9 protein-coding genes and 1 pseudogene are annotated in these 15,150 nt (G+C 51.5%); 8 read left to right on the top strand and 2 right to left on the bottom strand.

Translation table 11 applies throughout. The annotated features are described in order from the left end of the window. Positions 1 to 169: 169 nt before the first annotated feature. From DW645_RS08735 to DW645_RS10185, 6 genes and pseudogenes are all read left to right on the top strand, one after another. Complete coding sequence (locus DW645_RS08735; protein WP_233540753.1) at positions 170 to 1,390, top strand: hypothetical protein; 1,221 nt, start codon at positions 170 to 172, stop codon at positions 1,388 to 1,390. A gap of 80 nt (positions 1,391 to 1,470) precedes the next feature. Beyond that, positions 1,471 to 3,681, top strand: a complete 2,211-nt coding sequence (locus DW645_RS08730; protein WP_117786532.1) for an N-acetylmuramoyl-L-alanine amidase family protein — start codon at positions 1,471 to 1,473, stop codon at positions 3,679 to 3,681. Positions 3,682 to 3,946: 265 nt separating this feature from the next. Continuing rightward, positions 3,947 to 4,810: pseudogene (locus tag DW645_RS10245) on the top strand (glycoside hydrolase family 25 protein); the annotation flags it as partial. 15 nt (positions 4,811 to 4,825) lie between these two features. Beyond that, on the top strand, positions 4,826 to 5,680 hold the full coding sequence (locus DW645_RS10135; protein WP_233540752.1) for a hypothetical protein: 855 nt from the start codon (positions 4,826 to 4,828) through the stop codon (positions 5,678 to 5,680). A gap of 100 nt (positions 5,681 to 5,780) precedes the next feature. Beyond that, on the top strand, positions 5,781 to 7,667 hold the full coding sequence (locus DW645_RS08720) for a C39 family peptidase (protein WP_118227259.1): 1,887 nt from the start codon (positions 5,781 to 5,783) through the stop codon (positions 7,665 to 7,667). Positions 7,668 to 7,687: 20 nt separating this feature from the next. Further along, positions 7,688 to 7,921 (top strand): hypothetical protein, encoded by a 234-nt coding sequence (locus DW645_RS10185; protein ID WP_118227258.1) that lies wholly within the window; start codon positions 7,688 to 7,690, stop codon positions 7,919 to 7,921. A gap of 61 nt (positions 7,922 to 7,982) precedes the next feature. Here DW645_RS10185 and DW645_RS08710 read toward each other — a convergent pair whose 3' ends face one another. Further along, on the bottom strand, positions 7,983 to 8,924 hold the full coding sequence (locus DW645_RS08710) for a DMT family transporter (protein ID WP_118227257.1): 942 nt from the start codon (positions 8,922 to 8,924) through the stop codon (positions 7,983 to 7,985). A 2-nt stretch (positions 8,925 to 8,926) separates the two neighbouring features. Next, positions 8,927 to 10,699, bottom strand: a complete 1,773-nt coding sequence (locus tag DW645_RS08705) for a phosphotransferase (RefSeq protein ID WP_199576463.1) — start codon at positions 10,697 to 10,699, stop codon at positions 8,927 to 8,929. A 165-nt stretch (positions 10,700 to 10,864) separates the two neighbouring features. On the opposite strand from DW645_RS08705, the gene DW645_RS10195 reads away from it, so the two are divergent. Together DW645_RS10195 and DW645_RS08695 are read left to right on the top strand one after the other, a co-directional pair. Continuing rightward, entirely contained in the window at positions 10,865 to 13,036 is a 2,172-nt protein-coding gene (locus tag DW645_RS10195; protein WP_118227256.1) for an NlpC/P60 family protein, read from the top strand. Positions 13,037 to 13,078: 42 nt separating this feature from the next. Further along, positions 13,079 to 15,148, top strand: a complete 2,070-nt coding sequence (locus DW645_RS08695; RefSeq protein WP_118227255.1) for a L,D-transpeptidase family protein — start codon at positions 13,079 to 13,081, stop codon at positions 15,146 to 15,148. Positions 15,149 to 15,150 lie beyond the last annotated feature (2 nt).

Raw genomic sequence — 15,150 nt, 5'->3', positions numbered from 1 at the left:
GTACATGTACGGATGAATGTGGGAAGTGTTCGGATGAAGTTGCCATTCAAGGTATCGATTTCCCGTTGAAATACTGAATTGATAGTTTAAAAATAACTTAAGAGAGCCTTAAATCTCGGAGAAAGGATGTCGTATGAAAAACCTTCGAGAAAGATGGCGCGGACTAACAGTGCTGGGAGTTGTTGCATTTGCCGCTGTCTGCATGACGGTTGCCCCGGCGCCCTCATTTGCTGATATTGCTGGCGGTGGCGGAGGCGGTGGACCGATTACGGAATGGTGTTCCGACGGTCGTCCGAAGACTGGACTCGTTCGGTGCGAGGACGGCAACCTTCGCTATTTCGATCCCGAAACTGGCGCCATGGTCACGAACCAGTGGCATAACGAATACGAAGCTGTCTGGTACTATTTTGGCGCTGACGGGATCGCGGTGTCGGGCTGGCAGTCTATCGGTGGGGACAAGTATTACTTCTACCCCGAAAGCCATGATATGGCATACGGCCGAGTTCAGATTGACGGCAAGAACTACTTCCTGAACACCCCTGGTGCCAACGCCGATGGCCGCATGCAGCATAGCGGCTGGCTCTATGACTCCATCTATGGAAAGTGGTTCTATGCGACCTCCAGTGGCGAACTGCTGACCGGTTGGCATAATATCGGTGGAACTTGGTATTATTTCGACGAGTATGGTGTCATGCTGACCGGCTGGATCAACGTTTCGGGGACGTGGTACTACGCCAACGCTTCCGGTGCGATGGCCACTGGCTGGCTCAACATCGGCGGTACGTGGTACTACCTCGACGGTTCGGGCGCCATGGTCGCTAACAGCTGGCGCAGCCTCGGCGGCTCCTGGTACTGGTTCGGCGACTCCGGTGCAATGGCCACTGGCTGGTTCTTGGCAGGCGGCTCTTGGTACTATGCGAGCGGTTCGGGCGCCATGGCAACCGGCTGGCTCAGCAATGGCGGCACGTGGTATTGGCTCGGAGGTTCGGGCGCTATGGCCTCTAACTCTTGGGCTAACGTTGGTGGAGTTTGGTACTGGTTCGACGATTCCGGCGCGATGGTTACCGGCTGGCGTCAGGTCGGCGGCGCCTGGTACTACTTTAGCGGTTCCGGCGCTATGGCCCACGACGCCTGGGTCGGCGACTACTACCTCCAGTCTTCCGGTGCCATGGCTACGAATGCCTGGGTTGGCTCCTACTATGTCGGCGAGGACGGCAAGTGGATTCCGGGCTATGGTTTAGTTTGGTATAAGAGCGGTAGCCATGTTTACCATACGCATAAGTGCCGTACCGTTGGCAAGGACGCAAAGGGCTATTCGCAGATCTCTATCCAGGAGGCCCAGAGGCGTGGCGCTTCACGAGAGTGCAAAAACTGCCAGCAAATTGGCTAGTACATTACTGAGCTAGTTTTGATTGAGGCCCCGTTGCCCTGAGGTGACGGGGCCACTGCGTGATTGGATACTGTGCTGCTATGAAGAAATGGTCATTCGGGGTGCTGGTCTTTTCGGGCCTTGTTTCTTTGGGGCTCCTTTTGGGTTCGCCCTCGATGTTATACGCCCTTGATTCGAATAACACTGACGAAGGTCCCGCATCTAACGTTGCTATTGCTTCTGTCGAGTCAGGCGTTGATGCTCAGCGCGAATCGACCTTCGCTGTCGAGCAGAACTCTCAGGTGGATAATGAGACCCCTTCCGAGGTTTCGAATCAAATTATTTGGCATCAGGGGTGGATATCACCCGAAGAAGGGGCTGGTTTTTGGCGTTGGGGCTTGTCCGACGGAACAATCGCTGTTTCTTCTTGGAGACATATAGACGGTAGCTGGTACTGGTTCGACGACGAAGGTCGAATGGCTCAGGATGGGTTGGTTCAAGTCGGGGGTGCGACGTATGCCTTCTCCTCTTCGGGCGCAATGCGTGTCGGCTGGTACCTAGATTCTACGGGCTCCACTTCTGCTTGGCGTTATTTCTCCGGTTCTGGCGCCATGGTAAAAGGCTGGCTTTCAGACGGCAGCAACTGGTATTGGCTGGATGATGAGGGCAAGATGGTCCACGATGCGATGCTGCAGATTGGGGGAGCCACGTATGGATTCTCTTCTTCTGGTGCAATGCTTATCGGATGGCATCTTGATGCTTCTGTCTGGCATTATTTTTCCGGCTCTGGCGCTCTGGTAAAGGGCTGGCTCTCGGATGGGGGTCGTTGGTACTGGCTTGATCCTGCAGACGGTTCTATGGCCACCGGGCTGAATGAATGCAATGGCACCTCTTATATCTTTAACAGTTCAGGGGCCATGCTATCCTCCCAGTGGGCACTTATTGACAACAACTGGTATTACGCTGACTCCAACGGCTTACTGCATGGAGGTTGGTTACTTCTAGGGAATTCTTGGTATTACCTGGATCCAGGAAGCCATATTATGCTCACGGGCTTTGTGCAAGTGGGCTCGTCCACCTATTTCCTTACGAGCTCAGGTGCCATGGCAACAGGCTGGGCACTTGCTGATGGTACTTGGTATTACGCCGCATCAAACGGAGCTATTCAACGAGGGCGATGGATAAAGTCCGGAAGCGCCTGGTATTACCTTGATGATGTATCCGGCGCAATGCGTACTGGTGAATTTGCGGTAGGAAGCAAGCGCTATTTTTCTTATGATTCCGGTGCAATGGCATCTTCGTGCTGGATCAACTTGAACGATGGTATGGCATGGGCGAATTCGTCTGGAGCACTGAGCGAGCCGTTGCCTACTTCATCTGATGGATCTCCTGTAGTCGCTGATCGTACTGACTCGTCTTCATTGCCAGGTGTGATTCATATTGGAGATGCGGTTTTCTATGCGGATGCGAATGGTGTCGTTAACGTGGCGTCTGGTTGGATTATGTCGAAAGACGCTTCTGACGAAAGTGGCAATACTTGGTACTACGCATCTTCCAATGGTGTCCTTAAGTCTGGTTGGCAATATGTCAACGGTGCGTGGTATTGGATGGACCCTTCCACATTCAAGATGAAAACTGGATGGCTTAATGACGGCGGTACGTGGTACTGGCTCCAGCCTTCGGGTGCCATGTTTGCTAACGGGTGGCTGAAAATCGATGGCGTTGACTATTACTTCAATGCAAGTGGTGCATGGTTGAATACGTCTGGTTCTGTTTTGGGGGTCAATAGGTCCAGCTTGGTCAATTGGCTTATGAGCCACGAAAACGACGGCTATTACCGTGGAACACGCTACGACACGCATCTCAGCCAGGAAACGTGCATGTACCCAAAGGGTGATCCGCGTTGGGACGGTTATACGGGCATGAATTGTGGTGGATTTGTATCGCATGCATATATGAAGGCGGGCGGGAATTTAGCTCCCATTGCCGCCGAGCAGAGCCATTCCCCTTGGAGTGGAGGTCCCGGAAGGGGCGGCTGCGTAAACGCTTATCGTTGGTACGGCTACGCTATCGATACGTGTGCGAACGTGACTTATTTCAACTCTATTGATGAGTTGTTACGTAGTGGTTTGGCTCGTAAGGGGGACATTGTGTTCTTCAATCCTTACAACCCATATGCGGACGATAGCCACATTGGCTTTTTCTGGGGCAATTCGCCGAGCGAAAATTTGTTCTGGCATAGTGATGGTTATGGAAATCGCATCTCCGGTTTGACCGCTTTGGGCCCATCGAAAGTAATACTGATTCGTTAGAATTCCGAGTTGTAGGGGACTCTCTGGGCCCCCTACCTTTTTGACATCTGGTTTGAAAGTTTATTTGAAGTCGGTATTCTTGGGGGCAAGAGGAGGGGGCAATGAGCCTGCGGGTTCAACCCTGCCGGTAAGTTCTTCTTTTCTTTGCAGCATTGCGCCCAACTATTTATTGTCCTAGATGGCATCTTGTCCTGTTAGATGTTCGGGAATCTTTCATAGCTATGCTGTAAGCTAGACGCAATCAAGAGCGAATGACGAGGTTTACATGAACAAACATCTTAAGTTGTTTTCGGCATTGTTGGTGCTGATGCTCTTTGCGCCCGTTTCTATGTTTGTATGCCCTGCGGATGCAGAGGCTGCTCAGACTCTGGTTGAGAATTCTTGGCGTTATGAGGGTGGACAATTAGTTTCAGATGATGCTTCTTCCGAAGAAGACGGAATAGCCTTATTGTCTATGGACGCTCTTCCCGATGGGGTTACAGCTCAGGGCATTGACGTCAGCGAGCACCAAGGGCGTATTGATTGGGACGCAGTTAAAGCTTCTGGCATCGATTTCGCTATTCTGCGCGTTGGGTTTGGCGCTCCGTCTTTCGGCGGTCGAGTTGACTATCAATTTAATCGAAATATTTCTGAGTGCGAGCGACTCGGAATTCCCTACGGCGTCTATGTCTATTCATATGCTTTTGATAATCAACAGGCAGCCGATGAGGCATCAATGGTGATCAATTGCCTTTCTGGGCATAATCCAAGATTGCCGGTGTATTACGATCTTGAGGATAACTCGATAATTGCAAATGGACGTCAAACCGGAATTGCATTGAGGGCGCAGGTTTTTTGTAATAGGATTTCTGCCGCAGGATATGAGCCTGGTATTTATGCAAATTTAAATTGGTTTAACAACATTTTGACTGACTCTGTATTTAAGAGTAGCTCTTGGGATCATTGGATTGCTCAATATAACTCGCAATGTGACTATACCGGCAATTACAGTTTTTGGCAGTATAAGAGCAACGGAAAAGTCCCTGGAATCAACGGCAACGTTGATATGAACTACGCGTATGTTGATGTCTCCCTTTATCATTGGCAACTAATTGACAGCACCTGGTATTATGCAGCCTCCAACGGCAAGGCGTATACCGGATGGTTGTTTCAGAGTGGCACGTGGTACTGGCTCGAGCCCGACGTGGGCGGTGCCATGGCTACCGGCCTTCACGAGTGCAACGGCTCCCTGTACTGGTTTAATTCGTCCGGCGCGATGGCGACCGGGTGGGTCCTCGACGGCGGGACCTGGTACTACGCGACTGGCTCCGGCGCGCTGGCGCGCGGCCCCGTATCCGTCGGCGGCGTGCCCTACTGCTTCGACGCCCGGATGGGTGCCATGCTGACGGGCTACCAGACGGACGCGCAGGGCGTCCGCCGCTACTTCGGCAGCTGCGGTCCCCTTAACGGCTGGGGCCTCGTCGACGGCTCCTGGTATTGGTTCGCTGACGGTATCGCCTCGACCGGCTGGCTTTACACCGGCGGCTCCTGGTACTGGCTCGACCCCGACGCGGGCGGCGCCATGGCGACGGGCCTCCATTCGTGCAACGGTTCCGCATGCTGGTTCAACAGCTCCGGCGCAATGGCGACCGGATGGGTCCTCGACGGCGGGACCTGGTACTACGCGACTGGCTCCGGCGCCCTCGCCTCCGGCTGGCTCAACCTAAACGGTGCGTGGTACTGGCTCGATCCCTCGACGCACGCCATGGCCACTGGGCTCCACGAGTGCAACGGCTCCGCGTACTGGTTCAACGCCTCCGGCGCGATGGCGACCGGTTGGGTCCTCGACGGCGGCACCTGGTACTACGCGACGGGATCAGGCGTGCTGGCCTCCGGCTGGGCATACGTCGGCGGCGCCTGGTACTGGCTTGACCCCACGACGCACGCAATGACTACGGGTGTTCAAGAAATCGATGGGGTGCAATACTCTTTTGCTAGCAATGGTGTATGGCTTGGCTAGCAGCTCTTCTTTAATTGCTTTTTTCTAATTACATATTGCTCTTAGCCATCCATTTGTAGACTATGTTTATGTAAAAATTGGTTACTACTGGGGGCTGCACATGGCAAGGAAAAAGCGAATAACATTAATCCTAATCATTCTTTCAACCCTACTGCTCGCTGGGCCCGGTGTGGTTGATATCGCGAACGCAGAACCCATAAGCTCCTCTATCCCTACTGATATTGAGAGGCAATCCGTCCCCTCGACTCTTTCTCCTTCCGATTCAATCGATGATGGTCCTGCTCAAGAATCCGTTAAATGGAATCTGGGTTGGAATTCGTTTGACGGCAACTGGTTCTATGTGGATTCAGTCAATCCGGTCTCGTTGCATTCTGGCTGGCTCTATACCAATGGGGCCTGGTACTGGCTCGATCCCTCGACGCACGCCATGGCCATCGGGCTCCATGAGTGCAATGGCTCCGCATACTGGTTCAATGGCTCCGGCGCGATGGCGACCGGATGGGTGCTCGACGGCGGGACCTGGTACTACGCGACGGGCTCAGGCGCGCTGGCCTCCGGCTGGCTCAACCTAAACGGTGCGTGGTACTGGCTCGATCCCTCGACGCACGCCATGGCGACGGGCCTTCACGAGTGCAACGGCTCCCTGTACTGGTTTAATTCGTCCGGCGCGATGGCGACCGGGTGGGTCCTCGACGGCGGGACCTGGTACTACGCGACTGGCTCCGGCGCGCTGGCGCGCGGCCCCGTATCCGTCGGCGGCGTGCCCTACTGCTTCGACGCCCGGACGGGGGCCATGCTGACGGGTTACCAGACTGATGCGCAGGGCGTCCGCCGCTACTTCGGCAGCTGCGGCCCTCTTAACGGCTGGGGCTTCGTCGACGGCTCCTGGTACTGGTTCGCTGACGGTATCGCCTCGACCGGCTGGCTTTACACCGGCGGTTCCTGGTACTGGCTCGACCCCGACGCGGGCGGCGCCATGGTGACGGGCCTCCACGCGTGCAACGGCTCAGCGTACTGGTTCAGCGCCTCCGGCGCGATGGCGACCGGATGGGTCCTCGACGGCGGGACCTGGTACTACGCGACTGGCTCCGGCGCCCTCGCCTCCGTCTGGCTCAACCTAAACGGTGCGTGGTACTGGCTCGATCCCTCGACGCACGCCATGGCCACGGGCGTTCAAACTATCGGATCATGTGAATACATATTTAATAGTACCGGCAAGATGATGGCTAATTGCTGGTCAAACGGTGATGGGTCTTGGATGTATCATTCGTCATCCAGCGGCGCAATTGACCTTAAAGGCATCATGACCGATTCGGGAATCCAGCTGATTGACGACGACGGTAATGCCAGAACTGGTTGGATTGAGAGTCAGGGTGCTCGATATTATTGTTCTGCTAGTGGAGTAATTCTGACTGGGTGGCAGCAAATTGCTGGGTCTTGGTATTACTTTAACCCGGATGGTCGAATGGCGACCGGCTGGCTTAACGATGGCAGCAACTGGTACTGGCTGGATTCCGCTTCTGGCGCGATGAAAACGGGATGGCTTTCCCTTGGGGGCACATGGTATTACCTTGATGCCGCACGTGGGGGAGTAATGTTGAGCAACGGTTGGTATTGGATCGGCTCTACTGACTACAAGTTCAGTTCATCCGGCGCAATGGTTGGCGCTTGGGTCGATGTCCCGTGCTATTTGCAGTACCCGGAACTTCCTACTGGCTGTGAGTCGGTTGCCCTTACAAACTTGCTTAACTACTATGGTTTCGGTTTAGGTAAGACGATTATTGCGGATTATTACTTGCCCAAGGGAAGCAACGGCAACTTTGTTACCGCCTTTGATGGCAACCCAAGGCGTAGCAGCGGGGGTCTCATGGGATGCGTCGCCCCTGCGATTACTATTGCTGGTAATAACTTTCTGCGCGCTGCGGGAAGTATCATGCAGGCAAAAGACGTTTCTTTCTCGCAATTTCTTCCATTAAGAACAGACTGACCTGTGGACAACCTGTTGAGATGTGGAATACCGAATGGGGAAGTTGGCCAGGAGGCCGTTATGCTGCTCGTTGGTATAACGGGCATTCCTATGGTCTGTGGGGCGGTAATCATGCCGTAGTCCTTAAAGGCTATGATGACGAGCAGGGAATTGTCTATCTTTCGGATTCGATTAACGGCAATGTTACGCGAAATGCCCAGGTGTTCTTCGGCACGTGGCAACAGATGGATAGCCAGGCTGTGGTAATTGAATAGCCATGATGCTAAAAGGGGAGAGCTCGTCGAGCTCTCCCCTTTTACTATATTGTTAATCAAGCTACGCCGTCTTATTACGTCCAAATAGTTCGTCCCAGTTACTAGCTGCCAAAACTGTTCCGCATACAATTACAACGCAGCAGATTACGGATGCCATATCGGGAATTGTTCCAAGCAAGATCAGGCCAAAGACCACCGACCATGCCGAATAGGAGATATTCAGAGCCATCGCACGCGCTGCTCCGATTGCCGCAATCCCCTTGTAATAGAACAGATAGGATGCAGTTCCTGCGAGTCCGGCGAGTGCAATAATCAATGTAGGCATGCTCGGGATGGCACCCAGCGTGAAATGCCATGCTCCGAAGAGGGGGAGTACAAGCACTCCATAAACAAGCGCACTTGTAGTTTCGCGGATTTGCAAAGCCGTTTCGTCATCAACGGCATCATCTTTCATTCCCCATGCGCACAGCACCGCTTCGGATCCCCATCCGATAACAGCAAGCACCGCGCCGAGTAAGCCGAGGGGGGCATTTGCAATCTCGCTCGATCCGGCCGATAGATAGCCCATCGTCATTACGCCGCAAAGAGCAACGAGAAGGGAAAGAATCTGTCCTTTGCCCATTTTCTCCTTCAGCAGCACGAAAGAAAGGAATGCTCCGACAGCGGGATAGAAGGCGGATATAATTGCCGTGTAGGCTGCTCCGATATTATTAATCGCCAATACGTATCCGGTCATTCCGATAGGTCCACCGAGCAGTGCGCCGGCGATGACGACCTTGCCCGAACGAGTTTTAAGTGCAGCGAGCGTGTCTTTTAATCTGCCTCGAATTCCCATGTACCCAAAGAGCCAGATCGCACAGAAGGCATCATGGAGAAAAGATCCCGCAATGGAGGCACATGCAAGCGCTTCCGCCGATCCAATATAGGGCGCGAGCGCCAAACCGATTCCAAGTATTACTGTATCAAGGCCCCAAAGAAGACCGCTAAAAAAGCCGAATTGCATCGTTACTCACCTTTTCGATAGATCTCCAGTGCCTTTTTAAGGTATTTGGCACTGTAATTGAAGTAGATATAGAGCCATTCGCCTACGAAGTCGCCTTCGGCTTCTTTCAGAAGAGACCAGAGGTACCAGCACCATCCTGCAAGGGCAATGTGCGCATAGTTATGTGCAACTTCGTTGTTTGTTGCCTTGCGCCCAAAATATGCATCAAGCGCGCGGTCGACTTCATCTTCGGAAAGCTCGCAGCAGACACTGCACGTTCCAAAATCGTTTGCATAATCGCTCATGCCAGCATATTCCCAGTCAATGAGATAGTACTTGTCGTTTTCATCGATAAGGAAATTGAGGTAAAAGAAGTCATTGTGACAAAGGCATTTTGGCGCATTGTCGGCCTGGACAAAGTGCTCCAATTCATCGATTTCGGCGGCCATTTCCCTGTAGCCTGGAATGTCGATAGGGCCTTTTTCCAGAAGAAGTGATTCGTAGCGCTTCGCTTCGAGGTAGAAGTCAAATTCGGTTTCGACATTTGCACCGCTCTCGTGAAGCGAACGACACATCTGCATCATTCGATTCATTTGGGCATCATCATGCGGATCAGGCTGCTTTGCGTTGGGTACAAACTTCGAAATTTTCCAACCGCGCTTTGGGTCCTCATGAATGAACGTGTCGTCAAGGCCGAGTTCCTTGGCCTTTTTAAGTGCGGCTACTTCTCCATTTCTGTTAATAAGCAGTTCGGTCCCGACTCCCGGATGGCGGTAAACGTACTCTCCGTCATTGGTTCTAAAGTGGCACGATAGATTCGTAAGACCTTGTTTAAGGGGATAAACGTCGTGAATCTCTGATTTGGAGCAGCCGAGCACTTGCTCGATGTTATCGAAAATATCGGAGTCAACGTTTTCGATAAAATGCGGATCAAAGGCACGCAGTTCATCAAGAGAATCGAATTCGTTGATCTCGCCCTCAGGATACTTTTTGATCACCATATCGAGCTCCTTGATGTGCTCGATATATAGATCTTCCCAAAGCTTGTCCGTTGTTTCGGGCTTGTTATATTCCGTTTCGAGAATCTGCTTAAATGCAAGCGAGAAGGCTTTATCAAAGTAGACATGTCCGAGCATATACCAAGCATCGGAACCGCCAATCGTAACATTGGTGATTCTGTCCATTGCTCCGGTTTGAATGCACCATTCTTTGGTGGCGCCTTCAGCATATTGAGCAGAATAAAATGCTTTCCAAACGTATGCTTCAAACGGATTGTTTAGAAGGTAATCATCGCTTGAACAAATATAGGTGTTGCCAAGCCGCTCTTTTACGCACATAAGCGATGCGTGGTTATTTTTGGATGCATATTCGTTGTTGACGACAATCGAAACGCCGAACTTGCTTTCGAGATAGAAGAAATACTCTTTTTTATAGCCGACAACGACGGTGATATTGCTGATACCTGCGTCTTGCAGCTGCCTAATCTGTCGCTCAATGAGGATCTCACCACGTACTTTTAAAAGGCCTTTGGGCTTTTCATACGAAATGGGAGCAAAGCGGCTCGAAAGCCCCGCAGCCAATATCACTGCGTTTTCAACCTTATAGGGATGAAGCGCTTCGTAACCGCCGTCGGTTAGGCTGTCCGATTCGAGAAGCCCCTCATTCGTGAGCTCTTTATTCGCTGCGTTTACTGATCCAAGTGAAAGGCCGGTGCGCTCGGCAACTTCTCGCTGGCTGGCATATGGGTTCTTTAGGTATTCGTACAGAACTGTAAAGTTACGCTTGGTCAGTTCCACTGCAGGCCTCCAATTAAGATGTTCATTGCTTAGGAAAAGAATAGAATGATTGAACGATATGTTCAATCAATTGTATTTAGCTACATAGACTGAACAGAAAGTAGCGAAAATCAATCTCGAAAGGTGGATTAAAATAACTAAATAGGATATCTGGGAGGGTCGCTTATGTATCGATTCGAAAAGAAGGCCACGCTTGTTTGTGCTGCTGCGTCATTAATCACTGCTTGCTGCTTGCCCCTGAGTGCGAATGTCGCGTTTGCACAGGATTCCGTTGAGGCTCAGAGTATTGAGTCAAAAGCGGATTTTTCTTCTGTGGTTTCCGATGATTTGCAACCTGATAATTCTTCCGTCATAAAAGATGGCTGGCAACGAGACGAGTCGTCTGGAGTTTGGTATTACGGAAAAAACGGTAAACACCAAACTGGCTGGCTGCAAAGCGGGGGCTATTGGTATTGGCTTGATCCGGCCAATGATGGTGCAATGCAGACAGGTTATTTCAATGTGACCGATGCTGGCGGATCGACTGCTTCGTTTTATGCGAATGACGGCAATGCCGCAACGCCTTTTGGCGCGCTATATCAGAACTGCTGGCTACGTAACTCAGATGGAAATTGGTTTTATGCCAATGCTGGAGGCGATTTAGCTGCTGATTGGTTTTATCAAGACGGCACATGGTATTACCTGGATCCTGCCACCCATATAATGCAGGTTGGTTTTGTCGACCTCGGGAGCGGGAAATACTATTTAGATGCCACTGGTGCTATGAAAACCGGCTGGATTCTCGTTGACGGGAATTGGTACTGGGCATATCCATCGGGCGCACTTGCTTCGTCATGGCAGACGATAGGTGGGACTCGCTATTATTTTGACTCTCAGACGCTGGCTATGTTCAAAGGTCGTCACGAGATCGATGGAAGTACCTACATTTTTGGCGACTATGGCCTCGTAAATGGATGGTTCAAAGATGGAGTAGATTGGTATTACTGCTCTAATGGTATTGCGGTCACTGGCTGGCAACTCGTTAACGGAACCTGGTATTATCTCGATCCGGCTTCCGACGGCAAAATGTCTGTTGGGTATTTAGACCTTGGCAATGCAGCATATTATTTGAATTCGAATGGGACTATGGCTATTGGTTGGGCTCAGTCCGAGGACGGCTGGTATTTTGCCTCTGAATCTGGCGCGCTTATTTCTGGCTGGTATAAAGAGGGCGTGAGTTGGTATTACCTGGACCCTGCTAGCCATCTCATGAAAACGGGCTTATTTGAGGTGGGCGGCAACGATTGTTTCGCAAACCTGAGCGGTAGACTTGTGGTGTCAAGCTGGATTACCGTTAAAGACGGCGTAGAAAGATATGCCGATGGCAATGGATATCTTTGCAAAGATGTGATCCGCGAAAACGGTACTATCCTAAAAACAGCTGGAGCTGATGGCTGGCAGGTTGCGTCCGGTTGGGTTAATGTTGCAAATCAAAGGTTTTATGCTGAGCCCGGAACGGGCGTCATTCATCGTGGATGGCTGCAGATTGATGGCGATTGGTATTGGCTTGATGCCGATTCTGGTGCGATGAAAACTGGATGGGTTTTTACTGACGGTGCATGGTATTACCTAAACGCCGACGGAAAAATGGCAACTGGTTGGAAATGCCTCAATGGAACATGGTATTACCTTGACTCCAACGGCAGCATGCATGTTGGCTGGCTTAAAGATTCGGGTAAGTGGTATTGGCTAGACGGCAGCGGTGCTATGGCAACAGGCGCAAGAACCATCGATGGCGTGCGTCGAATTTTCTGGAGCGATGGCCAGTGCGACAAGGTTGGCTGGCAAAATCCTCCGCAGTATCCCCAGGTCAGCTCTTGGACTGTTCAGTTGCCTAGCTACTGCACTGGCTACTTTACCTATGTGACTCCTTCTCGCATTTCTGTCGAAGCGACGCGGGAAGATTGCGTGAATGCCTTTATTCAGCGTGCTTACGAATATATCGGTACGCAATATATTGAGCCTTGGTCTACCGCTCCCGGCGGGGCTGTTGATTGCTCTGGTTTTGTCTTGCAATGTCTTTATGCTACTGGCATGGATATGGGTGTTTACAACCCTTATAACCATCGCTGGGATCCAAGCCAAACCTACAATTCGATGAATTGGTATCGAAGCAACATCTTTATGCCCGTGAGCACCAGCTCGATTCAGCGTGGCGATGTGATTTATTATCGCGGGCATATCGCAATCGCACTTGGCGGCGGTATGATGATTGACTCCTGGCCTCATCAGGGTGTCGGTATTCATCCCGTCAGCGCTAGGGGAAATGTGATCGGCGCAGCCCGTCCGTTTATCTAATTGATTCCTTGTAAGACAGTCGGTACCGGTTGGGGGCCTGAAATGAATGCTCGGATTGATCATCGAATTTGCTGGCGAGCAATCGGCTTGGTGCTACTATCCGCCTCGCTCTCGGTTTTCGCCCCCGCGTTTTCTTGCACTGCTTATGCCGTGGAAGAGGGGGCGAATAACGATATCGTAGAGCGCGACTCGACGGAAGGGTCGGGTGCTTTTGTCGGCGGCGGTCTCGCTCAAGATTCCAACGATTATGCTGGCAAAACAGCGGAAGATTCGAATCCACAGGTTGTCGAAAGCCAAGACTCGTCGACGACGGAAAAACTATCTGGATGGCAATGGGACGGTTTGTCCTGGTATTACTATCTTGACGACTGCCGTTTGACCGGAATGCAGAATGTTGACGGCTCGTTGTTTTATTTGGACCCCGCTCGTGACGGCGCGATGAGTTGCGGCTGGATTTTTACTGACAATAAGTGGTATTACGCGAGTCCATCAGGCGCTTTGGCAAATGGTTGGCAGCTTATCGGAGGCCAATGGTACTGGTTTGACTCCCTTGACGGCTGTTCCATGGTTACTGGGCGACGTGTTATCGATGGGCATCCTTATCTTCTTGGAACCTATGGACTGATTAATGGATGGTGTCTTGATAACGGTTTATGGTATTGGGGTAGCAATGGTGAAGTCTTAACCGGTTGGCTTCAAACTGGCAATAACTGGTATTGGCTTGATCCCGCCAATGATGGTGCTATGTCTAGGGGAATCGTTTCCGTTGGCTCATCACGTTATTATTTATCGGATTCCGGTGCAATGGCTGTTGGTTGGGCGTTTGATGGTACGGACTGGTATTACGCAGACGGTTCCGGCGCACTTGCGTCGGGCTGGCGTTCGGTGAACGGCGCTTGGTATTGGCTCGATATCGCAAATGACAATAGAATGGTTACCGGCTTTTTTTCCATCGGATCGAATCGGTATCATTTTTCTTCAACGGGAGCGCTGTCACTCGGCTGGTTTATGAGCGATGGAGACTGGTATTACGCTGAGCCATCTAATGCATCGGGTATTGTAAAGACGGGTTGGCTGAAGGACGGTAGCCAATACTATTATCTTGATCCTGCCGTCGACGGCAAAATGCTGCTCGGGCATTTTTCTGTAAATGGGAAAAGCTATTATGCAAAAGGCTCAGGCGCTGTTGCTTGTCGTGAATGGGTAGATGTCCTTGACTCGGTTCAGGATGGTCCGTCTAAGGCTTTTGCTGGTTCTGACTGCTCGTTGTGCGGAACATTGCGCAATGGGAAGTTATTTACTTCAAACGGCGATGGCGAATTGGTCGAAGCGCGCGGTTTCGTGACGCTTGGTGGCTGCATTTTCTATGCTGATCCGACTAATGGCTCCTTGAGCGTCGGCTGGCAGAACGTTAACGGAAAATGGTACTTCTTTGATGAGACCGCTGGCTATGCACGATCTGGCTGGCTGAGCAAGGATGGCTCCTGGTTCTATTTAGATCCATCTACTTACGTTATGAAAACCGGTTGGGTTGCCGTTAACGGATATTGGTATTACTTGAATTCGTCTGGTTATATGCAGACGGGATGGCTCAATTTGGGCGGCACCTGGTATTGGCTTGATGCTAGTGGGGCTATGGCTACTGGCTGGCGCGTTGTGGACGGATCCTGGAATTACTTCATGGCTAACGGCGCGTGGGTGTCAGACTATATGGACGCTAAAGCTCAAAGTTATTCAAGCAATACAAATTGGCTGATACTTGTCGATACGTCGCGTTGTATCACGAGCATCTACACTGGGTCATGGAATAATTGGTCCTTAAACCGTCGATATGTATGTTCGACGGGAAAAGCCAGTACGCCAACTGTGATAGGGGAGTACCAAGTCTACGGAAAGGGATACTCCTTTGGGCATGGATATACTTGCTATTACTACACACAGTTCTACGGTGATTATCTATTCCATTCTTCGCCCTACTACGTCAACAGTAACCGGGTGATGGATCCCACGATGGGCGTTCCATCCTCTGCAGGATGTGTGCGCCTTGAGATCCTGAACGCAAAATGGATTTACGATAACATACCTTATGGAACAAAGGTTGTTACCTATTGATA

The organism is Collinsella sp. AM23-17 (genome assembly GCF_003470945.1).
GTDB classification, from domain to species: domain Bacteria; phylum Actinomycetota; class Coriobacteriia; order Coriobacteriales; family Coriobacteriaceae; genus Collinsella; species Collinsella aerofaciens_O.
The sequence above is the reverse complement of the archived record's forward strand: the minus strand, read 5'-3'. Positions and strand labels throughout refer to the sequence as shown.

Excerpts from the sequence above, each read along its gene's own strand:
- DW645_RS08730 (WP_117786532.1), top strand. The coding sequence starts at position 1,471 with ATGAAGAAATGGTCATTCGGGGTGCTGGTCTTTTCGGGCCTTGTTTCT.
- DW645_RS08720 (WP_118227259.1), top strand. The coding sequence starts at position 5,781 with ATGGCAAGGAAAAAGCGAATAACATTAATCCTAATCATTCTTTCAACC.
- DW645_RS10185 (WP_118227258.1), top strand. The coding sequence starts at position 7,688 with ATGTGGAATACCGAATGGGGAAGTTGGCCAGGAGGCCGTTATGCTGCT.
- DW645_RS08710 (WP_118227257.1), bottom strand. The coding sequence starts at position 8,924 with ATGCAATTCGGCTTTTTTAGCGGTCTTCTTTGGGGCCTTGATACAGTA.
- DW645_RS10195 (WP_118227256.1), top strand. The coding sequence starts at position 10,865 with ATGTATCGATTCGAAAAGAAGGCCACGCTTGTTTGTGCTGCTGCGTCA.
- DW645_RS08695 (WP_118227255.1), top strand. The coding sequence starts at position 13,079 with ATGAATGCTCGGATTGATCATCGAATTTGCTGGCGAGCAATCGGCTTG.